The organism is bacterium (genome assembly GCA_024742285.1).
GTDB lineage: Bacteria > Myxococcota_A > UBA9160 > UBA9160 > UBA4427 > UBA4427.
This window is the reverse complement of record JANSYR010000002.1, coordinates 1-25,904: the sequence shown is the minus strand read 5'-3', so window position 1 is coordinate 25,904 and position 25,904 is coordinate 1. Positions and strand designations below refer to the sequence as shown.

The window sequence follows — 25,904 nt, the reverse complement described above, 5'->3', positions numbered from 1 at the left end:
TCGGCGCGAGTTCGGATCCGGGCTAGCGCCCCCGCGCCGCGGGCGCGTCGGTCGACGGATCCAGGGGTTTCAACATCCGGCGGCTCACCAGGAGCGCGCGATCGGCGCGCATGGCGGCGAGCACGGCCGCGGAAGCCTTCTTCTTCATGTTGCGGACGACGGAAACCGCAAGATCGAGCTCGAGCTTGTCGAGGAGTCGGCCCGCCTTCTCGGGTGGCATCGCGGCGTAGACGTCCGCGAGCTGGGTCACGCGATCGCGCCCCTGACTGCTCCACTCCGCGATGCGGTCCTCGATCTCCTGCCGCACGCGGTCAAGGTCCGTCGAGCGCTTCCCGATCATGCCTTCGAGCTCGACGACCGCGCGCTCCCGCTCGGCGACCCGCTGCTCGCGCAGCGCGATCTCGACCTCGCGCTTGCGGATCTCTTCGATGATCGCGTCCACGCCGCGCGACAGGCCCGGCGCATTCAGGAGATCGACCGACGCCGCGCCCTCCTTCAAGGCATCGGGATCGATCGGCTTCCGCGCCGTCTCTTCGTCGGAGCTCGGCGTCTCGCTCGTCTGGCCGTTCGCCGGGAACGGAGCCACGACGAGCACCAACAGGAGCGTGCCCAACCACTTCATCCAGCTCGACCTCATCGTCCCGCCTCCTCGTGGAGGCGCTCGCGCCGCTCCGCCGTCACGCGCTCGAGCGCGATCCGCGACAGGGCGAGCTCCTCGAGCTCGGCCTGCTCCGCGGCCAGACCCTCGCGTTGGTGCTCCTCGGCGGCGCGCTCCTTGAGGCGCTCCAGGCTGCGCACCCGGGCACGGGCGTGCTGCAGCCGTTTGCGCACCTCCGCAATCGGCTCGAGCATCTCCTCCACCGCGCGCTCGGCGCTGGCGAGCCGGAAGCGCCCGGCTGTGACCGCGTCGTGGCGCAAGGCGATGCGCTCGCCGTCCGCCCCCTGCTGGACTTCGGCCTCGAGGAGCACACGCCCGTTGGACAGGCGCTCGGCCTCGGCACGGACGACCTGCACACGGCGCGTGCGCTCTTCCTCGAGGCGGGCGAGCTGGCTCCGTGTGCGGTCGAACTCGAACTGACGAACGCGCAGCACACTCTCGAGCCGGAAGGCGAATCGCTTCATGATGCCCCTCCTGCCATCGGCGGACCCGCGACGGGTGCCGCCATCACGGGAGCCGCGGCCGGCGCCTGCTCCGGCGGAAGCAGCTGCTCGAGGGCCGCGAGCCCTTCGGCGAGCGAGCTGACTTCGCCCCGAGGCTGGGTCAGGTAGGCCTGGAGGGCGGGCCAGACTTCCCGGGCACGGTCGATCTCCGGATCGGTCCCCTGCTGGTAGGCACCGACCGAGATCAGATCCTCCGCGTCGCGATAGGTCGCCATCAGCTGGCGCGCTCGTCGGGCCAGGGCCTGGTGGTGCTCGTCGGTCACGTCGGGCATGACGCGGGAAACGCTCGACAGGACGTCGACCGCGGGAAAGCGTCCGCGCTGAGCGATCTTGCGAGAGAGCTCGATGTGGCCGTCGAGCAGCGAGCGCGCCGCGTCCGCCACCGGCTCGTTCATGTCGTCGCCCTCGACGAGGACCGTGTAGAGACCGGTGATGCTTCCGACGCCACGCGTCGTGCCCGCCCGCTCGACCAGCTTCGGGAGCTGACTCCAGACCGACGGCGTGAAGCCCCGCGTCGTCGGCGGCTCGCCGGTCGCGAGTCCGATCTCGCGCTGCGCCGTACAGAAGCGGGTGAGCGAATCCATCATCAGCAGGACGCGCGCGCCGCGGTCGCGGAAGCCCTCGGCAATCGCCGTCGCCGTGCGCGCGGCGCGGGTTCGCATGGGTGCCGGCTCGTCGCTCGTCGAGACCACGACGACCGAGCGGCCGAGGGCCTCGCCGAGATCCCGCTCGACGAACTCACGGACCTCCCGCCGGCGCTCACCGATCAGGGCGATCACCGACACGTCGACGTCCGCCTGGCTCGCCAGCTGTCCGAGCAGCGTCGACTTGCCGACACCGGAGCCGGCGAAGATGCCGAGGCGCATCCCCTGTCCGACCGTCGAGAATGTGTTGAGGGCGCGCAGGCCGAGGTCGAGGGGCGCGTCGATCCGGGCGCGATCGACCGTCGAGACCGGCTCCGCCTCGAGAGGCGTGGTCCATTCGCGGGAGAGCGGCGGACCGCCGTCGATGGGCCGCGCGAGACCATCCACCACGCGTCCGAGGACAGACGGACCGCAGGGCACCGCGTCGCCGACGACGCGCGCACGAACCGGCGCGCCGACGCGCAGGCCGCGCAGCGGACCGAGCGGCATCAAGAGGGTCACGTCATCCCGGAAGCCGACGACTTCCGCGGGGAGAGAGGCGCCCGCATGCTCTTCGGACGCGATGTCACAGAAGGCACCGATCGGCGGGCGAAGTCCCTCGACCTCGACCAGCAGGCCGACGACGCTCCGTACGCGCCCGGTCCGCTCGAACGGAACGAAGGTCTGCGCGAGTCCCCGCACCGCGCGGTCGAATCCGGGATCGAAGGCCGCGCTCATCCGGCGCCCTCCCCTTCCTCGGTTTCGTCCGAGCCATCACCGGGCGGGGGCGCCGAAATCGCCGGGGCGAGGGTCTCACGCAGGCGGTCCGCCAGGGTCGCGAGGTCGCCCTCGATGCCTGCCGTCGCCGTGTCGATCCGGAAGCTCGCCTCGCCGAGTTCGTCGTCGGTCGTGAGGGTCACCCCCGCGTCCTGCCAGCGCGCGAGCGCCTCGGGCGCGCCCGCTTCGAGACGGGCCCGGTCGGTCGGCGTGAGATGGAGCCGGATCGCGTCGTCGTCCGCGACCCCGTCGAGCGCCCGGTCGAGATACGCCGCATAGAGTTCCGGGTCCGTGACCAGCTCGGCCTGGACCCATTGGGCCACCAACGCCCGAGTCAGATCGAGGACGCCCCGACGATGGGTCGTCACCAGACTCGAGACGGCCGCGCGCCACTCCGCGATCGCCCGATCCATCTTCCGACAGGTCGCAGCCAGTGCGTCCTGCTCCGCGCGGGCGCTCTCGACCCCGCGATCGAACGCCGCCTGTTCGAGGACAGCGATCTCCTCGGGCGTCGGAACCAGAGCCACGACCTCCCGGGCGGCGTCCTCGACCGGATCGTCGGCCGGTCGCTCCTGCTCGACCGGCAGGATCACCCTCTCGCTCGTCCGCGTGAGGGGCGTCGGAATGAACTCGAACGCGGAGGCCTCCGAGTCCGGCCTAAACGAGAACATCGTCGCCGCCTCCGCCCGCATCGATCGACACGACGCCCTCTTCCTCGAGACGACGTGCCACGTCGACGACCTGACGCTGGATCTGCTCGATCTCGGAGAGGCGCATCGGCGGGAGCAGATCCGACTCTTCCTTGATCTGGTCGGCCGCACGGGACGACACGTTCGAGAAGACCTTCTCCTTCATCTCGTCGCTCGCGGTCTTGAGCGCGATCACGAGGTCCTCGGTCGGGATCTCGCGAAGCAGCGCCTGGAAGCCGCGCTTGTCGATCGACTCGAGGTCGTTGAAGGTCAGCATCTGCTTGCGGATGTCCGCCGCGATCTCCGGATCGCGGGTGTCCATCTTGTCCAGGATCAACTGGCCGTCCGCCTTGGGGACGCCGTTCAGCAGCTTCGCCGCGACCTCCGTTCCGCCGAGCGGCGTCGGCGCGCCGACGCTTCGGCTGAACATGGTCGCGATCTCGTCCTCGAGCTCGTGGATGACGTTGCTCGACACCGTCTCGAGGTTCGCGACCCGGAGCATGACCTCCGGCCGCACGTCGTCGGTCAGGTGCGCGACGATCGTGGCGCCGCGCTCGGCGGGGAGCTGCGCGAGGATCAGCGCGATCGTCTGCGGATGCTCCGACGAGAGCTGGTCGGCGATGAACTCCGGCGTGTAGTCACGCAGGGTCCAGTCGATCCGCTTCTCGTCCCGGCCGAGCTTCTCCATCAAGCGGCTGGCGCGACTGTCGTCGATCGAACCGGAGATCAGGGCCATCGCCTGCTCACGGCCGCCCTGGATCGAGATCTCGTGCTTGCCGATCGCTTCCTGGAACTCGAGGAGCACCTTCTCGAGGGTCGACGAGGGCACGGTGTCGAAACGCGCGACGGAGGCGAGGATGCGCTCCACCTCGGCGTCCTCGAGGCGCTGCATGAGGTCGCGAACGCGGCCGGGGGCGAGCGCCATCATAAGGATGGCGGCTTTCTCGACCCCGGTCAGGAGCTCGTACTGGAGATGCTTGCCGGCCATCGTCGATCAGCCTCCCGTCGCCATCCAGCCGCGGATCGTGCGGACCGAGTCGTCCGCGCGAAGCTGGGCGAGCCGATCCACCTGCTGCTGCAGCGTCATCTCGTCGCTCTGTTCGACGAGACCGGGAATCTCCATGTCGTCGATGGTCATGCCGTCGGGAATCGCGATGGGCTCTCCGTCCGGCCCGACCAGCGGCTGGGCTCGCTCGACCTGGACCGCGGCGATCCGTTCGGCGACTTCCTCGCGCAGGCTCTCGATCGCAGCGGTGTCTCCCCCGCCGACTGCCGCTGCGAGGGGACGAACGAAGAGTCGCGAGAAGAGGAAGAGACCCAGCAGCAGCGCCGTCGCTTGGAGCAGCGAGTTCACGAGAATCATCACGTCCGGCGTGAGGAAGCCGACGGGCTCGCCTTCGGTTTCGATCTGGATGAAGGGGGAGTTGATGACGCTGATCTCGTCCCCGCGCTGGACGTCGAAGCCGACCGCACGCTTAGCGAGCTCCTCGAACTCGACGAGCTCCTCCGCGCTCCAGGGCGTGAAGGCCTCCGTCTCCTCGCCCTCGCCGGCACCCTCCGCGGGCGCCGCGGTCACGGGCTTGCCATCGACCAGCACGGCGATCGAGAGTCGCTCCACGCGACCACTCGGCAGCACCGAACGGCTCACCGTCTTCGAGATCTCGTAGTTCACCGTCTCGGAGGTCCGCGTCGACGCACTTCCGGTCGCCAGGGGACCTTCGGCGGGCTCGACGTCCGGCGTGTTGGCGGCGATCCCGGCGACTCCGCCCTCCCGGACCGAATCACTGTTGCTCTCGCTGTCGACCTGGGTGCTGCGCGCGACCTGCCCGTCCGGGTCGTAGAGCTCCTGCGTCTGCTCGGTCTGCGTCCAGTCGAGCTCGGCGGAAACCTTGGCGACGACACGGCCGAGGCCGACGGTGCGTCCGAGAATGGACTCGATCTGCTCCTCGAGCTGGGTCTCGAGCCGGCGCTCCGCGCCGAGGGCCGGACCGCCGCCTCGACCCGCGAAGTCCATGTCCGCCTGCGGGGCGAGCAGTCGGCCGTGGTTGTCGACGAGGGTGACCTGCGAGACGTCGAGGCCCTCCACGCTGGAAGCCACGAGATGGACGATGCCGCGAACCTGGGACGCGTCGAGGTCCCAGCCCGCACGCAGACGCGTCACGATCGACGCCGTCGTCCGGCGGTCGTCCTTGCGCAGGAGCGTGCGTCGTTCCGGGATCGCGAGCTGGACGCGCGCCTTCTCGACGCCTTCGACCTGCTCGATCGTCCGGGCGAGCTCGCCCTGGAGCGCGCGGTGGTAGTTGACCTTCTGGACGAAGTCGGTCACGCCGAACTTGCCCTGGTCGAAGATCTCGAAGCCCGGCGACGAGCCCGAAGGCAGCCCGCGGCTGGCGATGCGCATGCGCGCCTCGTGGACTCGTGTGGAAGGCACGAGAATCGCCGTGCCGCCCTCGCCCAGGCGGTGCTCGATCCGCTCGGCCGTGAGGCCGTCGATGACCTGGGCGATCTCGGCGTCTTCGAGCCCACGATAGAGAACGCGGTAGTCGGCCTGCTGGGCGCCGTTCGCGAGCCAGCCGAAGAAGGCGAGCGATCCGACCGCAGTGACCACGAGGGTCGCCTGCCGCGCCGGCGAGAGCGCGCCGAATTGGTTGAAGAAGTTCTGAAGCCACTCGGGCACGGCTTACCTCAGATGGTCCGCAGGATGCGCTGGTAGGCATCGAGCGCGCGGTCTCGCAGCTGCATCATCATGCGCAGCGAGAGGTCGGCTTCGTTGAGGGAGACGACGGTCTCCATGATTCCGGTCTCGCCCTTGGCGAGTCCTTCGGCGTTCGCGGCCGCCTCGTTCTGCTTCGCGTTGACTTCCTCGACGAGACCGCCGACGAGGTCGGCGAAGCGGCTGCCGGCCGCCTCGGACTTGCCGGCCCGCGTCCCGTGCGGGTCCTCGAGGGAAGGCGCCGCCTCGCGGATGCGATCGATGAGCACCTGGTCCATGCGCTACTGACCGATCCGCATGAGCGCTTCGGCCATGCTGCGCACCTTCGACATCACGAGCAGATTCGCCTGGAAGCTCCGGCTGGAGCTCACGAGGTTCGCCTGCTCCTCGATCAGGTTCACGTTGGGGAACTCGACGTACCCGTCTTCGTTCGCATCCGGGTGATGCGGCAGATACCGGGTCACCGGATCGCGCGGATCCTCGGCGATCTTCGTCACCTCGACGGAGCGCAGCTTCTGCTCGAGGCGCGAGGCGAAGTGCTTGGCCACGCGCTCCGCGGAGAAGACCGGGTCGCGACGGCGGTAGGGGCCGCCCTGGTCGGTCCGCGTGGTCTGAGCGTTCGCGATGTTGCTCGCGGTCACGGTCATCCGCGCGCGCTGCGCGCGAAGGCCGGCCGTCGCGATGTCGGTGATGTCCTTGAAGTCCATGCTTCCCTTCCTGCCTGGCGCCTTGGGAGCCGCGCTCAGGACTGGCCGATGGCCGTGCGGACGAGGGTGGAGAGACGGGCGAGCACGTTCGCCTGGTCGATGAAGGCGCCCGCGTTGCGGTGGGCGGTCACGAGCTCCTGGTCGAGGTCGACGCCGTTCTTGTCGGGGCGCGTGCCGCGGGGGCCGAGCTCGACCGTCGGGTTCGAGGACGTCCCGCCCGGAGCCATGTGGCCCGGGTGGGTGCGTTCCATGCGCGACCGGGTCGAGGAGAGGACGCCGTCGAAGGAGATGTCGCGCCGGCGGTAGCCCGGCGTGTCGGCGTTCGCGATGTTGCCCGCGATCAGGCTCTCCCGCTTGATGCGGAAGCGCATGGCGGTCTGCAGCGCGTTCATCGCTTCCGGCCCGAAACTCGGCATCTTCTTCCCTCTCGTCCCACGTGGCGGCCTTCGGATCGAAAGCCCGTGCATCCACACACCGAGAGAGCAAGCGCCGTGCCACCTTCGAAAACGAGCCAGGCGCGCCTCACGGGCGTTTCGCAGGGCGAAGCTCGGGCGGCGGATTGCAGGCGAGAAGGCGGAACCGGGGGGACCGTGCAGGTTGAAAAACCACACCGTCCGGAGGGCGGCAGAATCTGCCGGGCCGCGTCGGCGACGGTCCCTCGCGCGACTAGCGCAGGCCGTATTCGCGGATCTTGTTCCGCAGCGTCCGCACGCTGATCCCGAGCGACTCGGATGCACGGGTCCGATTGCCCTGCCAATGGGCGAGGGCCCGGACGATCGTGTCGCGTTCGAGTCGCTTGAGATCGAGCGACTCGGTCTCGTCGACGTGACGCCGGACCGCCAACGCAGGCCCCGGCACCGCCGCGGCGACCTCTTCCTGGAGCATCGCCGCGCGCACGCGACTCTCGATCCCGAGCAGGTTCCCGGGGAAGCCCTCCTCCGCCCAGGCCGTGATCGTCGCGTCGTCGAGGATCGGCGTCTCGCACCCCAGCCGCCGCGCGACCCGTCGGGCGATCGCCTCGCAGAGCGCTCGATGATCCGCAGGACGGGCTCGCAGCGCGGGCAACCGGACGCGCGAGACGTCCAGCCGATCCGCCAGCTCCCGTGCGAGACGACCTCGATCGACGGCGGCGTCCAGCGGCTGCGAGACGATCGTGACGACGCGCGCGCCCTTCCCGCGCCGAAGCATGCTGGCGAGTGCGCGTTGCGCGGGCGTGGTCCACTCGGACGGCTCGATCGCGAGGAGCGTCCCCTCGCCCACTTCCGACCAGGCCTGCTCGATCAGGTCGACCGCCTCACCGGCTTCGGCGGCCGCGAGCTCGACGCGGTCGAGGGGAACGAAGGGGCCGCCCGCTCGCGGGCTCCAATCGTGGGTCGCTCGCGCGAGCGCCCGCCGGCCCACACCGAGCTCCCCTTCGACGACGAGATCGAGATCGCGCTCGGCGAGTCGGCGAGCGCGCAGGAGCGTCGCCTCGACACCGGGATCGCGAGAGACCAGCACGGGGTCGAGGACGCCGACGGCGGCGCGCGCCGGAACGAGCACCCGTTCGAGGCTCCGCTCGAGATCGGCGACCGAGAAGGGCATCGGAAGCAGCTCCCACGCCTCCGCGGACGACGCGCTCGGCGTCCCGTCGTCCACCGGGGCCCACACCGCGAGGCGGTCCTTCACGGACCGGTCGATCCCCAGGACTCGCGGTGCGGCCTCGGCATCGCTCACGAGAACGTCGATTCCCGTTCGGCACCGGAGGGCCTCCGCGTGCCCGAGCTCGACGACCCGGCAGCCGGCCGAGACGAACGCCCGTTCGAGATCCCGTCTCCACCCCGGATGAGCCACCACGAGTCCCACCCGCGGCGAGCGGCCCGCGAGGACGTCTCCATCGAAGTCCAGACCGAGCCTCATATCGAACCGCGCTCCGACGCGCCGCCGTCGATGGTATCGATTGCATCGCCGCCGCTGGCCGGCAGCGCGAACCCCACCTCGACCCGACGGACGTCGTCCCCGACCAGGAAGGCCCCCGACCACTCCGCCAACACGACCTCGAGCTCGAGCCGCGCCGTCCGATCGAATCGCGGAGAGGCTTCTTTTCTCTCACACCGCGCGACGAGACAGACGTCGTCGCCCCTTCGCGTCGCGGCGAGAACGACGGTGCCGGGAGCGGTCCCGAGATCGTCCGCCCCGCCCTGGGGCGCCACGGCCCCCACGACGAGACGTACGAGACCGACACTGAGGAGCTCGACGGTGGGCCGCGGTACCGCGACCTCGAGCCCCTCCGCGTGTTCTTCCGGCCCACCCCAGACGACCTCGACCCCGCGTGCCCGCAGGCCCGGTCGGAGTCGTTCGACGACGGCACTCGCGACGCGCGCGAAGTCGATCTTCGCGACGGCCGGCACGCGCTCGGGGTCGGAAAGGAGATCGATCTTGCCGAGCAGGCCATCGAGCTCGGCGACGGCCGCACGAATCGTCGAGACCCGCGCGGCGAGCGCAGGCGCGAGCCCGCTTCGTTCGAGCTCGCTCGCGGCGAGCTCGACGCGCGCGAGGGCACCGCGGCTCTCACTCGCGAGGGCCTGCGTGAGCGTAGTCCGCGCCGACGGCGCGCAGTCTTCGTTCGCGTGTCTCGTCGTCGGCCTCACGAGGGCGCCTTTCCCGGTGCGATCACTGGACGCTCCGGCCGTAGGCCTTCCACAGAGGGCCGACGCGCTCTTCGAAGGTGGCGTAGCGCGCCCAGGGTGGTCCGAGCGCGACGTTCGGGTCCTCGCCCCAGGCCGGTGCGCCCTCGCCGTCGACTGCACCGTCGAGCCCGAGCCAGAATCGCGCGGACGAGCGCAGGGCCCCGGCTTCCGCGTGGGTGTCGACGACGCGGTAGAGAGGCTGCGCCTCCTTCGACCGTCCGGCCTTGCGATGGGCGTGGGCGGCCAGGATCGCCGCCTCGATCAGCGCAGCCCGGGCGCCGGGCGCGACATCGCCCTCGGCCAGCCAACCCGGAACCCGTTCTCCGACGAAACGCGCGTCGCTCCGACTTCCGCTGGCCTCGAGGGTCAGCGCGAGGAGACGGACGAGCCGTCCGCGGTCCCGACGGAGGTCCGGCTGGTCGAGAATCTTCCGGATGCCCTCGGCGGACTCCGCGAAGCGCCCCTCGATGAAGTCCGCCTCCGCGAGGATCGCAAGCCATTCGTGCGCCGAGTCGTCCGGCTCCTCGAGAGCCGCACTGGCGACGCGCCGCGCGAGCGTGATCTCGCCGACGGAGAGGGACGCGCGCGCCAGGGGGAGCGCGATCCGTTCCGCCCCCGCGGTTCCGAAGCGACGCGTGATCGTTCGGTAGAGCGTCGCCGCGAGCCAGGGCAGCTCCATCTCTTCGAAGCACTCCCCGACCCGGGCGAAGGCCTCGGGCTGGGAGGCGCGCTCGATCAGGATCCCGTAGCGACCGCCGAGGGCGCGAACGAGCTCGCTGCAGTCCCCGCCGCCGACCCGTCGACGGACGAGCTCCGCCAGGATGGCGTCGAGGCCCTCGGCGTAGTCCGGCGTGACGACGGGGTCGATGCCTTCGTAGGCGAGCCGCGTTGCCACGGCCAGGGCGCCGTCGAGGTCACCGCGATGCCGGAGCTCTCGCATGAGCACCCCGAGCGCATAGCGCCGAACGCCATCTCGCTGGTCGCGGAGCGTGCGAAGGAGCGCGTCGAGACGCTGATCCGGCGAGCCGGGCGCGACGCCGAGATCGATGGCCCGAACGGACGCCAGCGCACCCAGCGGATCCGACCGCTGCCGGTTGGAGACACCGGAAAGGCGTTTTCTCGCAAGCAACGGATCGTCGTACACGACGTCGAGATCGGCGAGGCGCACCTCGACGACATCCCGCGCGTTGCGGTCCGGCCCGCTCTCGAGGAATCGCTCGAGCCAGCGCAGGGCCCTTCCGTGCTCACCGGCATCCAGGGCCGCTTCCGCCGCCCGTCGGGCCCAGCCCGCGACCGAGGCACCATAGGCCGAGGCGCGTGGCAGCAGCGCTTCGTACTCGTCGCTCACCTTCTCGATCTTCCCCGAGTCGAAGGAGAGATCCGTGAGGCGAAGACGGGACGCCAGCGCGAGCCGCGCATCCTTCGATCGACTCAGCTTCCGGTAGGCGAGATGCGCATCGAAGGCGCTTCCGCGTCGATAGAGGATCTCCGCCCGCCAGAAGGCGATCTCCTCGGTATGACGGCTGGCGCTCGTCTGCTCGTCGAGTCGTCGGCTCGCGCGGGTCAGCTGCGCCGCCGCCTCGGAATCACGATCCATCGTGAGCAGGATCCGCGCGAGCTCGAGCCGCATGCAGAGCTCCACGCGGTCGGTGTCCGAGCGTCGCAGGATCGCGCGCAGGTGGTCTTCCACCTCGAGCCGGTCCGCTCGATCCTCGGCCTGCCGGCTCGCGAGCACCGCGTCGAGCGCGACCAGCTCGAGCCCCGGCGCGTCGAGCCCCACCACCCAGTCGGCCAGGACCTCCCGCGCTTCGCGCCACTCCCCGGCCGCAGCCTGATCGAGGACGGGCTCCACCGCCGGATCGAGGCCGGGCGGGACGCAGTAGGGCACGGCGTCGAGAAGCGGTGTATCGAGTCCCCGGTCGCGCAGGATGTCATAGGGACTCGGCAGCAGGCCGTCGGCGGCGGCGACGGGACTCGCGAAAGCGACCGACAGGAGCAGCCCGAGCATCGTCCGCCATCGGCGCTTCATGCGAAGGGCCCTCCCGGGATTTCCGCAGGTCCGTGCGGACCGCGAACGACCGTGAGGCGCTTCGTCTCTCCCGCACGTCGTCCGGCACCTTCGGTCCGCGCGCGAAGCGCGAAGCGCTGGAGGTCGTAGCTGTACGCGACGAGGGCATCGCGATCTTCGTCGTCCATGTGCGTCAACGCGAGCGGAAGCGGCTGCCGTGTGTCGGGTCCGACCTCCGGCCGTCCGTCGCGCGCCGCGTAGCCGACCGCGCGTAGGGTCCGCGCATAGGGGGGCGGCAGCAGGATCTCGACGCGGTAGGCGTCGCCCGACGCGTAGGTCCCGTCGATCTCCACGGCGAGACCGCTCCCCGAGAAGACGAGGGGTCGACGATCCCGTCCGCTCAGCTGTCGGGGCACGTCGATCGGGGCGACCCCGAGCAGCAGATCGAGCTTCTCCTCGATGCGCCGGAGCCGGGCCATGAGCGGCGTGTCCTCCTCGCCCTCCCCGACCGGGGCGCACAGCGGATCCGGCATCGAGAGATCGAAGAGGGCGGCGTCGACCTCCTCGGGCGCGAGGGGCGTCAGGCGGATGGGCAGGATGCCTTCGACGCGGTAGTAGGCGCGGCGCCCCGACGCGAAGTCGCCACTCGGCTTCGCCGCGCGCTCTCCGGCCCCGTCGCCGAGATCGCCCCGTTCGCTGGTGCGCCCCCACATTCCGATGCATCCCCCCGATTCGGACGTCGGATCGACGTCCAGGCGGGTCGCGGCCGATGCCTGGCGCACCGGTCCACGTCCACGCCCCGGAGAGATCGCAAGGGTCGTGCCAGCTGGCGGCGCCCTCTCCGCTGCGAGAGCGGGGGCGCGCGTTTCAGAACGAATCGGGGGCTCGCGAATCGAAACCGCCTCGCGGCAGATTCTGCCGACCTCTGGATCGACGGCGTCGCGCGTGTCAGGCGGCCTGCTCGAGGGCTTCGAGCCGCGCGCCCACCTCTTCCGGATCGTACGGAAGTGAGCAGATCGCATCGGCGCCGAGCATCATCGCCCACCGGGCCTTGGTCCGCGTCGGCTCGTCGAGCGCGACGAGGATCTTCTTGTCCGCGAGGCGAGGGTTCGACCGCACTTCCTCGATCAGATCGGCGCCGGCGCGGATACCGAGGTTCCAGCAGATGATGTAGACGGACGCCTCGAGGACGTCCTCGGAGGCCTCGGTGTCGAAGTCCATCGAGTCCATCGCGATCACCTGGCGATCGAATTCGTCCTCGAGGTCTTCGGCATCGTTGCGCGAAGCGCTATCGGGATCCACCACGACGATCGTCCCGTTGGGCTCGGCTTCTTCGGACATGAGGTCATCCCGCGCGGTCGCGACGGCGGGCGCGAGACGCCCACGCGATCCGGTTCGCGGAGACACCCCTCAGCGTCTCCATCGAGAGCGCACCCGGAGATGCGCAGGACACCGGCAGCGGAGCCACCGTGGGTCCATGGCCTCACATCGTCGCGAAAAAGATCCGACTTGAGTGGAATCCCGGGGTCCGTCGGATCCCACGACGCCGCCGTCCCGAGGACGGGCCGACGTGTCAGACCTTGACGGTCACCACCCGCGGCTGTTCGCGTTCACGGGCCGCGTGAGCCTGGATCGCGGAGCGGCGCCTACGCAACGACTGCCGCTCGTCTCGGATCGCGGTCGCCTCCGCGAAGCCGACCTCGAGGATGGCCTCGTCGAGGACGCGCACGCGCTGGATCGCGGCGCGCGCCGCGGGGCCGAGCTTCGGCGGCTCCTCGTCCTCGATCCGAGCATGGAGCGACTCGAAAGCGCGCTCGCGCCGATCATAGGCGTCGCCGATTCCGTCGATCTCCCCATCACCGAGGAGCGCCGCATGGATCGCTTCGGTCGCCGCCAGCAGCTCGAGGGCCGCCGCGTCCGCGCTCGTCGCGTCCGGTTCGTTCGATTCGCGCGTCATGCCGGGATGCTCGACAGGAAGCCCTGTTGATTCTGCAGCCCGGCGACGATCCGCTCGAGCTCACTGAAGCGGAGCACCAGGCTCTCCTCGCGCTGTGAGAGACGCGCCTCGAAGCGCTCGATGGAGTCGTCGAAGGTCCTGATTCTCCGTTCGAAGGCCTCTTCGCGCTCCGCGAGTGTTCCGTCGCCGGAGCGAACGAGCCCTTCGAGCTCCTGCGCGAAGAGCTGAGCGAAGCCCTCGTCGTAGAGATCGGGGGTGATCGTGGGATCCAGATCGATCTGATCCTGGTTCGCCGGCGTCGAACGAACGTTCCCGCGGAAGAACTGGGCGACCGACAACGCATCGCGCGCGAGCGCTTCCTCCAGCTTCTCCTGATCGAGGGACAGCCGTCCGCCGCTCTCGAGGGTGATCCCGATTCCCGTAATGGAGCCACCGAGCGCGCCTTCTCCGCTCGGCGCGAAGGGGTTGTTCGGATTGGCCTCGAAGGCGTATCCCCGACTCACCATGTCGCGGAGGCGGGACTGGACGCCCCGGAGCGTCGAATCGCCCGCGAGCGGTCCCGACGTCTTCGTCGTCTCGTTGTACGAGAACTGCTGATCGATGAACGAAACGACGTCGTTGTAGGCGGTGATGAACGACTCGATTCCGGTCGCGATCTCTTCGACGTCGACCCCGATCGTCAACGTCTCGGACTGGGGTACGTCGTCATCGTCGAGTTCGGCCGGGCCGACGAGCTCGAGCGTGACGCCCGTGAGCACGTCGTCGATGAAGTTCGTCTCGCGCTCGATCGTCTGACCGAAGATCTGGACCGTCGCGTTCGTCGCATCGCTCGAGAGGGCTGGATCGATCGCGAGGGCACCGGACACGAACAGATTGTTCGAGTCTCCCGTTCCCGTGGACGTCAGCACGAGGCGGAACTCGCTGTCCGAGACCTGCAGGACGTCCGCACGGACCGTGCTGCCGTTGTCCGCGGAGGTGTTGATCTGGTCGCGGAGGTTCTGGAGGCTCGTGCCGCCCTCGCCGCCCGTCACCGTGATCACCGTGGGCTCCACCTCGGGGATCGCGTCCGGATCACCATTCGGGAGCGCGATCGTGATCGCGGTGCCTTCGGCCAGAGCGATCGCATCCGGGTCCGTGTAGGCCGTCGAGAACCGCCGAGATCCCGTCGCGAGCTCCTGGACCAGGACATCGATGTCTCCGGGCGAGGCGCCGGATCCGGCGCTGACCGTGACGACGTTCTCGTTGGACGAGCTTCCGCTGTAGCGGAGGAACTCTTCGCTGGCCGAGTTCGCGGAGCCCGTGTCGTTGCGGTTGTCGAGCGCCTTCGCAGCGTCGCTCAGGGTGACGAGCTTGCTGTTGAGCTCGCGCATGAGATTGCGCTGCGTCTGGATCTCCGACCGACGCGACTGCAGTCGGTTCAGGGGAATCCGCTCGATCTCGAGCAGCCCCGAGAGGAGCGCGTTCGTATCGAGACCGCTGGCGAGGCCACCGAAGGTCGGGCGACCGATCAAGCCTGTTGCCATGACATGAACCCCATCAGGGCGAAGCGCGACGAATCATCGGCGCGCGCCCGGAAGCAAGCATCCCAGCGTCCGCTATCGGTGCTCCGCCGCGACCGGATGAGGCCTGGGCACCGCGCGTTTCAACTCGAAAGCGGGGCATCCCCCTCGGTCGGGTCGACGCTTGCAGCCGCTGCGCGCATGACGACGCTCCAGTTGCCGATGCGGGGGGTGATCTCGTACTCGAGGAGGTCGGCGATCCGGAGCGGATCCGCATCCGTCTGCGCCTCCACCAGCGCTTCGAGCCAGGGGTAGATCTCGCGCTGGACGTCGGCGAGGGACTGGGCCGCCTCGTCGAGGATGGAGGCGACCGAGTTGGCGATACTCGTGAGGACCGTGAGCGAATCCGTCACGTCCGCGAAGAGCTCGTTGCCGAGGTCGCTTCGGCCGCTTCGGAAGTGGACCACGCACTGGCCGATCGCCGACTGGACCTGTCCGCAATAGTCCGCGCCCTGCTCGAGGACGGAACGTGCCACGGCCCGGGTCGGTCGGCGCAGGATCTCGACCCGGCCGACGCCGTCGAGGGAATGCTGTTCGAGGCCCGAGAGCGCCTCGGGCGAGAGCGCCTCCCCGTCGACCTCCACCGCGACGACGACCGACGCCTCGCCGCTCGTCGACACGGTCTCGGCCATCGTGACGAGCTCCGCGAGGTTCGCGCACTCGGACGTGTCGAGTCGCTGCGGTTCGCCATTGAGAATCAGGTCCATCGCTTCGGTGCCTCCCGACCCGCCGGCGTGCAGCCGCGGGTCCTAGCACTCGAAACAGCAATCCCGATGCCAAGCGCACCGGCTCGGACGATCGCAGCTCCTGCGCGCGCGAGATCGTTCCTGATCCCGGTACACGCCTTGCACTACGCAGGGGAGTCTTCTCCGCGCGCGTCCAGAACGCGCTCGAAGCCGAAACCCGATTGCGAGATGAAATCCATGCATTCAGATCGAAACACCCGGACGGACGATTCTGCCGACCCGAGCCCGCTCTCCACCGCGCCCCGGTTCGTCGCCGAGGTGTCGAGCAACCATCAGTGCGACCTCGAGCGTGCCCTGCGCTTCGTCGACCGTGCGGCCGAGATCGGCTGCGACGGGGTGAAGTTCCAGCTCTTCCGGATCGACGAGCTCTTTGCGCCGGAGATCCTCCGCCAGAGCGCGACCCATCGCGCCCGCCGGCGTTGGGAGCTCCCGGAACGTTTCCTGGCGCCGATCGCCCACCGATGTCGGGAACGGGGCGTCGCCTTCGGATGCACGCCCTTCTATCTCGACGCGGTCACCGCGCTGTCCCCCTTCGTCGACTTCCTCAAGATCGCGTCCTACGAGCTTCTCTGGGACGATCTGCTCGAAGCCTGCGCACGCACGGGCCTGCCCCTCGTGCTCTCCACCGGGATGGCGACCCTCGACGAGGTCGCCCACGCCGCCCGTGTGATCGAACGTGCGGGCGGGCGCGACCTCACCCTCCTCCACTGCGTGTCGGGCTACCCGGCCCCGGCGGCGGAGGCGAACCTCGCCGCGATCGACAGCCTCGCTGCCCTCGACGCCGTCTTCGACGGCGTCTCGATCCGGGCGGGCTGGTCGGATCACACGGTCGACCCGGGCGTGATGTTCCGCGCGGCCCACGCGCATCCGACCACGATGATCGAATTCCACCTCGACCTCGAGGGCGAGGGCGACGAGTTCGAGAGCGGTCATTGCTGGCTCCCCTACGACATCCAGGAAACGATCGAGCGGGTCCAGACCGGCTTCCGGGCCGAGGGACAGGCACGAAAGGAGCCGGCGAACGTCGAGAGCGAGGAGCGGTCCTGGCGGGCCGACCCCTCGGACGGGCTCCGCCCTCTGCGTCCGCTCCGCCATACCTGGTCGCCGCTGACCCGATGAGCGCGCTGCCGATCGACTTCGTCGCGAGTGGCGGGCGGGAGCTCGGACTCGGACACGTCGTCCGATCGGCGCGACTCGCGCGCGAGGCCGCCCGGCGCGGCTGGTCCGTCCGCGGACTCGTCGACGGCGACGCCGTCGCGCACCGGGTCTGGCTCGAGACGAGCGGGTTCGAAGCCCGGCCCTTCGACCCGGCTTCCGATCGCTTCGCGCCGCTCGTCTCGCTCGACGCGCCGTACGACAAGGGCACCCTGCTCGAACACCTCGCCGGCCTCGGCGTGCGCCCGATCCTGATCGACGACGAACGCCCCTACGCGATCACGTCCGCGAGCCCGCGCGGCTGGCGCGTGCTGCCCGGCCTCCACCACGGTCGCTGCGAGACCTCCGGCGCGACGGACGCGCAGGGCTTCGCGCTCCTCTCCGGGCCGCGCTACGCAATCCTCTCGGACGCCCACCGCGCGCACGCGACCTCCCCGTCCGACGAGAGGCATTCCCTTCTCGTCACCCTGGGCGGATCGGATCCGCACCGGGCCGGCCCGGTGGTCGGTCTCGCCGCCCGCGACGCCGTCCGGGCACTCGCTCGAGCCGGGTCGGGGCTCCGCGCGCTCCAGGTCGACGTCGTCTTCGGCCCCTCCTTCGAGGATCCGGCGGACCGCGACGCGTCCATTCTCGAGGCCGCGGGCTGCCGGGTCCATCGGGGTCTCGACGCGTTCGGAATGGCGGATCGCATGCGGTCGGCGCTCCTCGCGATCGTCGGCTTCGGAACTTCGGTGACCGAGCTCGCCTGGCACGCGACCCCGTTCCTGACGATCCCCCACCACGACCACGATCGGGGCGCGGCACGGGACCTCGCCTCGCGCGGCTTCGGCCGCGCGCTGGCGGCCGCGCGTCGCTTGAACCCGACGGCGATCTCGGTTCACATCGTCGACGCCTTGCGCGACGAGACGTGGCGGACCACGAGCGCTGCGCGGGCGCGGGACGCCCTCGGCGACGGAGAGGGTGTCACGAGAATCTTCGCGCGCATCGAGACCGAGCTCGCCCTCCGCGCTCCCTGGCCCCGCCTGCGCCACCACGAGGCGACGACCCCGCCGGGTTGAATCGACGCGCCCGACGCGCAGAATTCCCGCGCCATTTCCGAAGCGCTCGCTCCGCGCCGAGCGAGGACGTCAGGCCGGCGGCGAAGCGGCCGGGCCTCCCGCGATCGGCGTGGGCGCCTTCGTCGAAGGCGCTCGTCCCGCGCCCGCGGACGGCGTCTCGACCTCGAACGACGCCTCGAAGAGCTCGAACCAATCCCGCGCACGGGCGATGCCCTTGCGCGCTGCCTCGAAGAGGTAGATGGACTCCCTGACGAGTTCCTCGTCGGTCGGATCCTGGCGCTCCGTTCGTCGAACCGCCGTGATCGCGTTGTAGATCTCGGGCTGAACGAACATGTCGAGCCAGGGCGCGCGATCGAGCCGGGTCCGCACCCGCTTCTCGTGCCGTGCCAGACGTCGCAGGACCTCCACCCGTTGCTGGTCGTTCCGCGCAGCGACGAGACGATCCTCGGCACGCTTCGCGAACCGGGCCCCCTTCTTCGCTTCCTCGTCCAGCTTGTCGAGCAGCTTACGGGCGTCGGAGAGCGCGTCCGCGTAGTCGGCGAGGCCCCAACGCGGCACCGAATCATGGATCTCGAGAATACGCTGGCGCGCGCCCAGGGGCTCCGTCGCGAACTCGTCTACGAATGAACGAAAGGTTCGATGTTCGATCTCGGGGATTCGGGCGCCGCCCTCCGTGCAGTTGATCAAGGAGATCCCTCGTGCTCGGAAGCCGAGGCCGATCTCTCGGTACTGTTCGAGGAAAGAAGCGTAGGCGTTTCTCGTCGGGACCTTCTCGCCTTCCTGCCAGCCGTCGACCCAGACGAGTCGCTGATCCGCCAGACCCCCGTTCTCGGGATGGGGCACGCGTTCATTCAGGATTGCGGCCTTCTCGTTCATGCCGTCGAATCGGAACTTCCCATTCCCCTTCTCCGTAATCTCGATGAAGTCGTAGGCCGTCCCCTTGGCGTAGGCACGCCCGTTCGAAAAAGCGAGATCCTGCCCGATCAGCGAGATCGGATTGCAGCCGAGCATCATCGCCATACCGACCGCGCCCTGGGCGACGGTGCCACCGCCGATGGAGAAGTGCTGCTCTCCGGTCGCCTCGGCGATCCAGACGCCGAGCGCCCCGCCGGCGGAGGTCACGGTGAACTTCGCGCGGCTCGGCACGTCGAAGATCGCGGGATCCGCGTCGGCAGAGGGAGCGACGATCAGGTCGCTCGTGTCTCCGGCGTCGGTCAGCTGATGACTCACGTCGCGGCTCTCGAGCACGTGGACGAAGTCCGGCACGATCCCCGCCTGACGCAACGCGCGGGTCGTCTGGCCGATGCCGATCACGACCACGCGGTCGCGGGCCTCCCTCAGGAGATCGAGCTGCTTGTCGAGGGACGGGCCCGCCGCCACGATCACCGCGGGCTTGCCCGCAAAGGCATCGTGGAGCACGCCGAACTGCGGGGTCTCCGCGATCCGCCGGCCGTTTCGGGCGGTCACGTTCGCCCAGGGGAGAAGCATCTCGATCGACGTGAGGCGCTGGACGTCGACGACCTCCTTCGCGTCGCGCGTCGCCTTCACCGCTTCCGCGACGGCGGCGGAATCGAGCCTTAGCACCGCCGGATGCGGGAAGACCCGCATCCGCAGCCCCGGCGAGTAGCGTGCCGTGAGGAAGCGCGTGAGCGATACGCGGTCGTGCGCGAAGTAGAGGTCCCGGTGGTTCGTGACCAGGTCGGCGATGGAGATGCGGTGGAGCGCCGCCTTCAGACGAGGGAGCGACGGTTCGTAGATGATCAGCGTCGCGGGATTCCGCTCGAGATAGGGCGCGAACTGTTCGCCCATTCCGAAGCCGACGGCGACCATGACGTCCGCAGGCTCGTCCGCCATCTGCTCGGCGATCTGAGCGCCCTCCTGGACCGGGTCGTAGGCCGAGCCGAGCCGCACGCCCTCCTGGACGAAGACCCGCGCCCCCCGCGGTCCGGTCTCCTCGACGATCGCGTCCGTCGACGCCTCTGCGAGGGCCTCCGCGAGGTCGATGCTGCGCTTTCGGAGCGCCGCCAGGTTTCGATCAAAGACCGCTCGTGATTCCAACGTCGTGCTCCGTTCGATAGATGAGTCCCTGCTGCCGCGTTCGGGCCTGCTCGATCACCGCGCCGTCGCTCGGATCGAAGGCCTCGATGGCGAAGCCGAACGAGAGTCGACCGCGCAGGAAGCTCGCGCGGGTCTCGTCACACTCCGCCGCGGTGTGACCGAGCCGAAGGAAGAACTCGCCGTCGACCTCCTCGAAGTCGAGCTGCGGCACGACGGCGGCGCGACCCCGGTCCGTGCTGACGAGCAGCCCGCGGGCCTGGTCCGCGATGGCCACCCAGCCCTCGGTCGCGCCGAGGCACGAGGTCGCGGTCACGGAAGCGGAGACCGCCTCCGACTGCCTGATCCGAGCGCCTTCGGGCAGGCTCCGCCACTCGATGCCCGCCCCCCCGTTGACGGTCCCGTATCGCAGGCTCGACCGATCCCAGGCGCTCGGCCGAAGGGTGATCGTCCCGAGGCGAAGGCTCGCGAGACGCGCGTCGTGGAAGGAGAGATCGTGGATGATGTCGACCCGCGAGCAGCCTCGATAGATCCGATAGCGCTTGCGCCAGGGACCGAAGGTCGACTCGAAGCAGGCTTCGAGCTCGACGCGGACCGGTCCCGAGCTCTGCCGTCGGTAGGTGAGACTCACAGGCGAGAGATCCGTCTTCTTCTCCGCGTGCTCGGTCAGCGCGACGATGTGTCCACTGTAGAAGTCCGGCGTGTACTCGATCGCGTCGAAGTAGCCGTGCGGAATCGTCCCGAGCAGCGGTTCGTCGCCGAGCTCCGGAAAGACCAGGCCCTCGATCGCCCCACCGCGGTGGGCGACGAAGCTCGCTCGAACCGATTCGGTCGCGATCTCGTAGACGTCGGGTTCGACCTCGTCCGGCGAAGGACCTTCGTCGTTCGAGACCACGGCCAACCCCCACCGCTCACCGGACTCGAGCCTGGGCGAGACGACGAGGGTCGCCTCACGAAGACTCCCGTCGCGATGGCGGGAGAGCACGTCGATCTGGTGATCGGCGCCCGCGAGGGGCGGTCCGTCCCGGACCACGACGCTCGCGTTGAAATGTCGGCCCGGCGGGAAGCGCAGCGGAATCTCGACGGGCGACCCCTGCCAGGCACGCGTGCCCGGATGCATCACGACGATGTCTTCGCCCTCTGCCAACGGCGGCACGAGCTTCCCGAGTCGCTCGTCACTCCTGGCCTGCGCGAGTCCGATACCGGACTCGAAGCTTCGGATCTTCTCTTCCGTCGCGCGGGTGCGGAAGTCGCTGCGCCAGAGGTCGACGAGATCTCGCCCCGACACGCTACCGCGCCGATCGGCGGAGAGCCGTCGAACGACGCGCTCGCTCCGCAGGAGCGCTTCGCAACGCGTGTTCATCCCGAGCCCATCGCGACCGGAGACGGCCCACCGGGTCGGGTTGTACCGAGGCTGCTTCTTGCAGGGCAGCGGGTCCTCCGCGGACCCGAGCGCGACGGGATCGAGCTCGCTCCCCGGCTCCGGGACGTCTCCGGGCAGCACGAACTCGTAGCCCTCTTGCCCGGCGAAATGCTCGAAGAGCGCGAGCAGTCGTTCCATCTCCAGCCCCGAATCGCCTCCAGGCAGGCGACGCGAGGGCCGGTAGTCGAAGATCTCGACGTCGCCCCCGTACAGACAGAGCGCAACCGCCCCGCCGCCCGATCGCAGGCGCTCGACGTAGTCACGGAGGTCCTGCTCCGGAATCTCGCCATGGGCGACGCGCTGCACCTTCTGGAAGACGATCGAGTCGTTCCAGAGCAGGACCGGCCCTCGCTCTTCGGCGACGCGGAGGCGGGCCGGCCGGCAGCGCAGCGGCCGGAGTTCCCTCCGGCGCGCGGCCGGGTTGTTCCACTCCATGACGAGACGCTCGGCGCCGGCCTCGTGGTAGAGCGGCGCGAGTCCGTCGGACCAGGTCTGCTCGTTCACCAGCCAGGTCCGCGGGGTCTTCCCGAGGATCTGCTCGTAGCGCTCCGCTCCGAGCTTGAGGTTGAGTCGATTGATCTCCGTCGGCGCGAGGGGACCCACGATCTGCGCGCGCCCGGAAGCGATCGGCTCGATCAACCCGCTCTCCGAGAGCCGCAGGAATCGCTTGACCCAGTCCGGATCCTCGCTCTCGAGGATCTCCAGGGTGCGCGCGCTCAGCTCGAATCCGATCGGGATCCCGAGCTCTTCCGGGAGCCGGAGAAGCGGCCAGTAGCATCGCGCCAGGACGAACGGTCGATCCGCCTCGGGCAGCGCCGAGAAATCGAGGTTTCCGTGGAAGGCCGTGAAGAGACGGAGCGGCTTCATCCCGACGTGCTCTCCAGCGCGCGAAGGAGCGCCTCGATCGATCGGTCCTGGTCGCTTCGCGACAAGGTCGGGAACATCGGCATCGACAGCAGGTTCAGGTACGCCGCCTCGGTCGCCGGCAGGTCGCCCCACCGCGTTCCGAATCGTTCCCGGTACCAGGGCTGGAGGTGGATCGGGATGTAGTGGACCTGGACCCCGACCCCGTCTTCGTGCATTCGCGCATGGATCGACGCGCGCTCCCCTTCGCGAAGACGGATCGGATAGAGATGCCACGCCGATCGCGTCTGGGGCCGCTCCGACAGGAGACGAATCCGCGCGTCCGCTTCCAGGGCTCCCCGGTAGCGATCCGCGATCTCACGCCGCCGGGCCAGGTTGTCGTCGAGCCTCGAGAGCTGGCTCGTTCCGAGCGCCGCGCCCAGGTCCGGTAGACGGTGGTTCGCCGAGAGCGCGTGCATCTCGTAGACCCAGGTTCCGGTCTCCTCCGCGCGAAGCGCTTCGGGGAGGCCGAGGCCGCGGTGGGCCTGCGGTCTCCGTTCGACCCCGTGCTCGCGCAAGCGAACGCAGGCGGCGGCCAGATCGTCGCGACGCGTGAGGATCGCCCCGCCCTCCCCGGTCGTGATGTGCTTGGCGGGATGGAACGAGAAGCAGGCGAGCTCGGATCGGGTGCCGATCGGCTCTCCGTGATCCTCCGCGCCGAGCGCGTGGCAAGCGTCCTCGATCACGAAGCGTCCCGGCCCGAGCGCGGCACGCAACGCACCCACGTCTCCCGCATGCCCCGCGTAGTGGACAAGAATCGCGCCGCGCGTCCGTGGTCCGGCACGACGCGCGACGTCCTCCGGGTCGAGCATCAACGTCTCTGGATCGATGTCCGCGAAGACGGGCGTCGCTCCATTCAGCAGCACCGCGTTCGCGGTCGCCAGAAAGGTCAGCGAGGGAACGATCACCTCGTCACCTGCGCCGACGCCGAGGGCTGCGAGCGCCACCTGGAGTGCGGACGTGCCACTCGATACGGCGACCGCATGCGCGGCCCCGATCCGATCGCAGAGCGATCGCTCGAAGCCTGCGACCGCGGGCCCCTGGGTCAACCTCGAAGAACCCAGCACCTTCGAGACGGCCTCTTCATCGGCGTCCCGGATCTCGTGCTGGCAGTACGGAATCACGGCGTCTCCTGGACCGCCGCGGCGCCGTTCGGGCGCGCCGGTCCCGGCGCACCAGCGGTCGACTGGTCGGCGACGAAGGCACGCAGATCCGACACGCTCATCCAGTCGTCGTTCGCATCGCTCGAGTAGGCGAAGCCATCCAGGAGGGCGCGCCCCGCTACGGTCGGCTCGGGTACGGAGCCCGAGTCCGGGCGCACCACGTAGTGACGCCCGCAGTCCGTCGTGTTGCGCGACTCCTCGGCGGTGAGGAGCACTTCGTGGAGCTTCTCGCCGGGGCGACGCCCCACCTCCTCGATGCACGCCGTGGGCGCGATCGCGCGGGCGAGGTCGACGATTCGCATGCTCGGAATCTTCGGCACGAAGATCTCGCCGCCCTGCATCTCGCCGACCGCGTGGAGGACGAGATCGACGGCGGAGTCGAGGGAGAGCCAGAAGCGCGTCATCCGACGGTCGGTCAGGGTCAGGACACCCGTCGGCGCCTGCTTCTGGAAGAGCGGGATGACGCTGCCGCGGCTCCCCATCACGTTCCCGTAGCGGACGCAGGCGAACTGGATGTCCCGCGAGCCGGCGTACACGTTGCCGTGCACGAAGAGCTTCTCTGCGCAGAGCTTCGTCGCCCCATAGAGATTCACGGGATTGACGGCCTTGTCCGTCGAGAGCGCGACGGTCCGGCGCACCCCCGCATCGATCGCGGCGTCGACCACGTTCTGGGAACCCAGGATGTTGGTCTTGACCGCCTCGGCGGGATTGAACTCGCAGATCGGGACGTGCTTGAGCGCCGCCGCGTGCACCACGAGATCGATGCCGTGCATCGCACGTTCCAGCCGATCACGATCCCGGACGTCACCGAGAAAGAAGCGAACCCGGGGATCGTGGCCCAGGCTCGCCGCCATGTCGTACTGTTTGAGTTCGTCCCGGCTGTAGACGCGAATCGTGCAATCCGGCGTCGAAGCGAGGATCCGGCGTACGAAGGCCTGTCCGAAGGAGCCAGTGCCCCCGGTCACCAGGATCTTCGGCGCCGAGCCGAGAATCTGCTTGTCGTTGCCCTCGAGCGCGGGCCGCGCTTTCGTCCATGCCACGCCGGAGACAAGAGCAAGGACGATGCCAACGAAACGCAGCTCTCGCGCAAGCTGTGGACGTTAGGCGGCAGATTCTGCCGGGCAGCCTTTCAGGCTGCAATCGGGGGTTTCAACGCGGGATCGAAACGAACGTCCGATCCGCCCCCGAGCGTGCGAACCGCTAAGCGGACGCCTCGGCACTTCCGCTGGCGGCGGGAGCAGGCCGCTTCGAGATCTCGACCCACGCTTCGTTCAGCGTAGAGAGAACACCCGAGGCTTCATCCAGGGGTTGTGCCGTGCCGCGCACGTTGGCTTCGAGAAGCCGATCCGTCACGTAGAAGTAGAGAGAATCGAGGTTTCGAGCGATCTCACCGCCCTCCTCGAGGTTCAGGCTTTGCTGGAGCTCGCCCACGATGGCCAGGGCCTTCGCGATCGCCGTGGCTCGTCCGGAGACGTTGCCTTCCGCCTGGCAAGTCTTCGCCTGCCCGAGGAATCGGATCGCTCCCTCATAGAGCTTGACGATGACCATCTCGGGAGTCGCCGTTTTGATCTCCATCTCACGATATCGAGCGCCCAAACGATTCCCTTCTCTCTACGACGTCCAAGTGGAGCGGTCGCGCTCCCTGTGCACCGTGTCGGTGGACTCCCGCTCTGTCTGTAGCGGAACTCTTCGAAGAACCGGCACGATCCACGCGCCGCCGCCTTCTCGAATCGGGAAGACGGCGGCGCGTCGATCGAACGGCGGACTAGCCGAGGAGCGAGAGCGCGCTCTGGGTGGAGACGTTGGCCTGCGCCAGGACCGAGATGCCCGCCTGCTGGAGCACCTGGTTCCGGGTCAGCTCCGCCGTCTCGCTCGCGAAGTCCACGTCGCGGATCCGCGATTCCGCGGCCGACGTGTTCTCCTGCGCGACCGCCAGCGACCGGATCGACGACTCGAGCCGATTCTGCACCGTACCGAAGCTCGCCCGAAGCGAAGCGACGTTCGAGATCGCCGCGTCGATCAGGCCGAGCGTGTTCTGAGCACTCTCCACCGTGGTGATGCCACCGTAGTTTCCCGTGCTCCGAAGCAGACCGATCGACGAAGCTCGACCGTCCACCGCGCTGACCGTGATCCGGTCGTCGGCCGTCGCATCGACGCCGATCTGGAACGTCGTCGACGCGCCGGACTCCAGGATGCTGGTCCCGTTGAACGAGGTCACCGCCGCGATCCGATCGATCTCCGAGACCAGGTCCTGGAACTCGTTGTCCAGGGTCGTCCGCTCGCTGCTGCCGAGCGTGCCGTTGGCCGCCTGGATTGCCAGCTCGCGCTGACGGATCAGGATCGAGCTCACCTCGTTCAGCGCGCCTTCACCGACCTGCAGCAGCGAGATGCCGTCGTTGGCGTTCCGCTGGGCCTGACCGATCGAGCGGATGTCGGCTCGGAACCCTTCCGAGATCGCGAGGCCTGCTGCGTCGTCCGCCGCCCGCGTGATGCGGAGACCGGACGACAAGCGCTGAAGGCTCTTCTGGAGATTCCCGG

General features: G+C 69.3%; 25 protein-coding genes. 2 read left to right on the top strand and 23 right to left on the bottom strand.

The window, feature by feature from the left end; genetic code table 11:
* Window positions 1–22: 22 nt before the first annotated feature.
* From NXI30_03895 to NXI30_03815, 17 genes are all read right to left on the bottom strand, one after another.
* Window positions 23–637: a hypothetical protein gene (locus NXI30_03895; GenBank protein MCR9093339.1), complete on the bottom strand. Its 615-nt coding sequence runs from the start codon at window positions 635–637 to the stop codon at window positions 23–25.
* Complete coding sequence (fliJ, locus tag NXI30_03890; GenBank protein MCR9093338.1) at window positions 634–1,122, bottom strand: flagellar export protein FliJ; 489 nt, start codon at window positions 1,120–1,122, stop codon at window positions 634–636. Before fliJ ends, NXI30_03895 begins: the two co-directional genes overlap by 4 nt.
* Window positions 1,119–2,522 carry a FliI/YscN family ATPase gene (locus tag NXI30_03885; GenBank protein MCR9093337.1) on the bottom strand — a complete coding sequence of 468 codons (1,404 nt, stop codon included), beginning with the start codon at window positions 2,520–2,522 and terminating at the stop codon, window positions 1,119–1,121. Before NXI30_03885 ends, fliJ begins: the two co-directional genes overlap by 4 nt.
* Entirely contained in the window at window positions 2,519–3,232 is a 714-nt protein-coding gene (locus tag NXI30_03880; protein MCR9093336.1) for a FliH/SctL family protein, read from the bottom strand. Before NXI30_03880 ends, NXI30_03885 begins: the two co-directional genes overlap by 4 nt.
* Window positions 3,219–4,238: a flagellar motor switch protein FliG gene (gene fliG / locus NXI30_03875; GenBank protein ID MCR9093335.1), complete on the bottom strand. Its 1,020-nt coding sequence runs from the start codon at window positions 4,236–4,238 to the stop codon at window positions 3,219–3,221. Before fliG ends, NXI30_03880 begins: the two co-directional genes overlap by 14 nt.
* Before the next feature lie 6 nt (window positions 4,239–4,244).
* A complete protein-coding gene (fliF, locus tag NXI30_03870) occupies window positions 4,245–5,927 on the bottom strand; it encodes a flagellar basal-body MS-ring/collar protein FliF (protein MCR9093334.1) in 1,683 nt (560 codons plus the stop codon).
* A gap of 8 nt (window positions 5,928–5,935) precedes the next feature.
* Complete coding sequence (locus NXI30_03865) at window positions 5,936–6,241, bottom strand: flagellar hook-basal body complex protein FliE (protein MCR9093333.1); 306 nt, start codon at window positions 6,239–6,241, stop codon at window positions 5,936–5,938.
* Window positions 6,242–6,244: 3 nt separating this feature from the next.
* Window positions 6,245–6,670 (bottom strand): flagellar basal body rod protein FlgC, encoded by a 426-nt coding sequence (flgC, locus tag NXI30_03860; GenBank protein ID MCR9093332.1) that lies wholly within the window; start codon window positions 6,668–6,670, stop codon window positions 6,245–6,247.
* A gap of 35 nt (window positions 6,671–6,705) precedes the next feature.
* Entirely contained in the window at window positions 6,706–7,086 is a 381-nt protein-coding gene (gene flgB / locus NXI30_03855) for a flagellar basal body rod protein FlgB (protein MCR9093331.1), read from the bottom strand.
* 250 nt (window positions 7,087–7,336) lie between these two features.
* Entirely contained in the window at window positions 7,337–8,569 is a 1,233-nt protein-coding gene (locus NXI30_03850) for a sigma 54-interacting transcriptional regulator (GenBank protein ID MCR9093330.1), read from the bottom strand.
* Entirely contained in the window at window positions 8,566–9,300 is a 735-nt protein-coding gene (locus tag NXI30_03845; protein ID MCR9093329.1) for a hypothetical protein, read from the bottom strand. Before NXI30_03845 ends, NXI30_03850 begins: the two co-directional genes overlap by 4 nt.
* A gap of 22 nt (window positions 9,301–9,322) precedes the next feature.
* On the bottom strand, window positions 9,323–11,368 hold the full coding sequence (locus NXI30_03840) for a hypothetical protein (GenBank protein MCR9093328.1): 2,046 nt from the start codon (window positions 11,366–11,368) through the stop codon (window positions 9,323–9,325).
* Complete coding sequence (locus NXI30_03835) at window positions 11,365–12,060, bottom strand: hypothetical protein (protein ID MCR9093327.1); 696 nt, start codon at window positions 12,058–12,060, stop codon at window positions 11,365–11,367. The genes NXI30_03840 and NXI30_03835 overlap by 4 nt, the downstream gene beginning before the upstream one ends.
* A gap of 235 nt (window positions 12,061–12,295) precedes the next feature.
* A complete protein-coding gene (locus NXI30_03830) occupies window positions 12,296–12,688 on the bottom strand; it encodes a hypothetical protein (protein ID MCR9093326.1) in 393 nt (130 codons plus the stop codon).
* Between the two features lie 232 nt (window positions 12,689–12,920).
* Window positions 12,921–13,304, bottom strand: coding sequence for a hypothetical protein (locus tag NXI30_03825; protein MCR9093325.1), 384 nt, complete (start codon window positions 13,302–13,304; stop codon window positions 12,921–12,923).
* Window positions 13,301–14,827: a flagellar filament capping protein FliD gene (fliD, locus tag NXI30_03820; protein MCR9093324.1), complete on the bottom strand. Its 1,527-nt coding sequence runs from the start codon at window positions 14,825–14,827 to the stop codon at window positions 13,301–13,303. The genes NXI30_03825 and fliD overlap by 4 nt, the downstream gene beginning before the upstream one ends.
* Before the next feature lie 119 nt (window positions 14,828–14,946).
* Entirely contained in the window at window positions 14,947–15,570 is a 624-nt protein-coding gene (locus NXI30_03815) for a hypothetical protein (protein MCR9093323.1), read from the bottom strand.
* Between the two features lie 216 nt (window positions 15,571–15,786).
* Between NXI30_03815 and NXI30_03810 the strand changes: the two genes are divergently transcribed.
* Together NXI30_03810 and NXI30_03805 are read left to right on the top strand one after the other, a co-directional pair.
* Window positions 15,787–16,728 (top strand): N-acetylneuraminate synthase family protein, encoded by a 942-nt coding sequence (locus NXI30_03810; protein ID MCR9093322.1) that lies wholly within the window; start codon window positions 15,787–15,789, stop codon window positions 16,726–16,728.
* Window positions 16,725–17,822 (top strand): hypothetical protein, encoded by a 1,098-nt coding sequence (locus tag NXI30_03805; GenBank protein MCR9093321.1) that lies wholly within the window; start codon window positions 16,725–16,727, stop codon window positions 17,820–17,822. Before NXI30_03810 ends, NXI30_03805 begins: the two co-directional genes overlap by 4 nt.
* A 69-nt stretch (window positions 17,823–17,891) precedes the next feature.
* Here the strand turns inward: NXI30_03805 and NXI30_03800 are convergent, their stop codons facing one another.
* The 6 genes from NXI30_03800 to NXI30_03775 all read right to left on the bottom strand — a co-directional run.
* Window positions 17,892–19,880: a DUF115 domain-containing protein gene (locus tag NXI30_03800; GenBank protein ID MCR9093320.1), complete on the bottom strand. Its 1,989-nt coding sequence runs from the start codon at window positions 19,878–19,880 to the stop codon at window positions 17,892–17,894.
* Window positions 19,858–22,167, bottom strand: coding sequence for a hypothetical protein (locus tag NXI30_03795; protein MCR9093319.1), 2,310 nt, complete (start codon window positions 22,165–22,167; stop codon window positions 19,858–19,860). Before NXI30_03795 ends, NXI30_03800 begins: the two co-directional genes overlap by 23 nt.
* The gene (locus tag NXI30_03790) at window positions 22,164–23,327 is read right to left on the bottom strand and encodes a DegT/DnrJ/EryC1/StrS aminotransferase family protein (GenBank protein ID MCR9093318.1); all 1,164 of its coding nucleotides are present in this window, start codon (window positions 23,325–23,327) and stop codon (window positions 22,164–22,166) included. The genes NXI30_03795 and NXI30_03790 overlap by 4 nt, the downstream gene beginning before the upstream one ends.
* Window positions 23,324–24,358 carry a UDP-N-acetylglucosamine 4,6-dehydratase (inverting) gene (gene pseB, locus NXI30_03785; GenBank protein ID MCR9093317.1) on the bottom strand — a complete coding sequence of 345 codons (1,035 nt, stop codon included), beginning with the start codon at window positions 24,356–24,358 and terminating at the stop codon, window positions 23,324–23,326. Before pseB ends, NXI30_03790 begins: the two co-directional genes overlap by 4 nt.
* A 208-nt stretch (window positions 24,359–24,566) precedes the next feature.
* Entirely contained in the window at window positions 24,567–24,941 is a 375-nt protein-coding gene (gene fliS, locus NXI30_03780) for a flagellar export chaperone FliS (GenBank protein ID MCR9093316.1), read from the bottom strand.
* Between the two features lie 190 nt (window positions 24,942–25,131).
* The coding region (locus NXI30_03775) for a flagellin (protein ID MCR9093315.1) at window positions 25,132–25,904 on the bottom strand (773 nt) is incomplete at its 5' end.

Excerpts from the sequence above, each read along its gene's own strand:
- NXI30_03895 (MCR9093339.1), bottom strand. The coding sequence starts at position 637 with ATGAGGTCGAGCTGGATGAAGTGGTTGGGCACGCTCCTGTTGGTGCTC.
- fliJ (MCR9093338.1), bottom strand. The coding sequence starts at position 1,122 with ATGAAGCGATTCGCCTTCCGGCTCGAGAGTGTGCTGCGCGTTCGTCAG.
- NXI30_03885 (MCR9093337.1), bottom strand. The coding sequence starts at position 2,522 with ATGAGCGCGGCCTTCGATCCCGGATTCGACCGCGCGGTGCGGGGACTC.
- NXI30_03880 (MCR9093336.1), bottom strand. The coding sequence starts at position 3,232 with ATGTTCTCGTTTAGGCCGGACTCGGAGGCCTCCGCGTTCGAGTTCATT.
- fliG (MCR9093335.1), bottom strand. The coding sequence starts at position 4,238 with ATGGCCGGCAAGCATCTCCAGTACGAGCTCCTGACCGGGGTCGAGAAA.
- NXI30_03865 (MCR9093333.1), bottom strand. The coding sequence starts at position 6,241 with ATGGACCAGGTGCTCATCGATCGCATCCGCGAGGCGGCGCCTTCCCTC.
- flgC (MCR9093332.1), bottom strand. The coding sequence starts at position 6,670 with ATGGACTTCAAGGACATCACCGACATCGCGACGGCCGGCCTTCGCGCG.
- flgB (MCR9093331.1), bottom strand. The coding sequence starts at position 7,086 with ATGCCGAGTTTCGGGCCGGAAGCGATGAACGCGCTGCAGACCGCCATG.
- NXI30_03850 (MCR9093330.1), bottom strand. The coding sequence starts at position 8,569 with ATGAGGCTCGGTCTGGACTTCGATGGAGACGTCCTCGCGGGCCGCTCG.
- NXI30_03840 (MCR9093328.1), bottom strand. The coding sequence starts at position 11,368 with ATGAAGCGCCGATGGCGGACGATGCTCGGGCTGCTCCTGTCGGTCGCT.
- NXI30_03835 (MCR9093327.1), bottom strand. The coding sequence starts at position 12,060 with ATGTGGGGGCGCACCAGCGAACGGGGCGATCTCGGCGACGGGGCCGGA.
- NXI30_03830 (MCR9093326.1), bottom strand. The coding sequence starts at position 12,688 with ATGTCCGAAGAAGCCGAGCCCAACGGGACGATCGTCGTGGTGGATCCC.
- NXI30_03825 (MCR9093325.1), bottom strand. The coding sequence starts at position 13,304 with ATGACGCGCGAATCGAACGAACCGGACGCGACGAGCGCGGACGCGGCG.
- fliD (MCR9093324.1), bottom strand. The coding sequence starts at position 14,827 with ATGGCAACAGGCTTGATCGGTCGCCCGACCTTCGGTGGCCTCGCCAGC.
- NXI30_03815 (MCR9093323.1), bottom strand. The coding sequence starts at position 15,570 with ATGGACCTGATTCTCAATGGCGAACCGCAGCGACTCGACACGTCCGAG.
- NXI30_03810 (MCR9093322.1), top strand. The coding sequence starts at position 15,787 with ATGCATTCAGATCGAAACACCCGGACGGACGATTCTGCCGACCCGAGC.
- NXI30_03805 (MCR9093321.1), top strand. The coding sequence starts at position 16,725 with ATGAGCGCGCTGCCGATCGACTTCGTCGCGAGTGGCGGGCGGGAGCTC.
- NXI30_03795 (MCR9093319.1), bottom strand. The coding sequence starts at position 22,167 with ATGAAGCCGCTCCGTCTCTTCACGGCCTTCCACGGAAACCTCGATTTC.
- fliS (MCR9093316.1), bottom strand. The coding sequence starts at position 24,941 with ATGGAGATCAAAACGGCGACTCCCGAGATGGTCATCGTCAAGCTCTAT.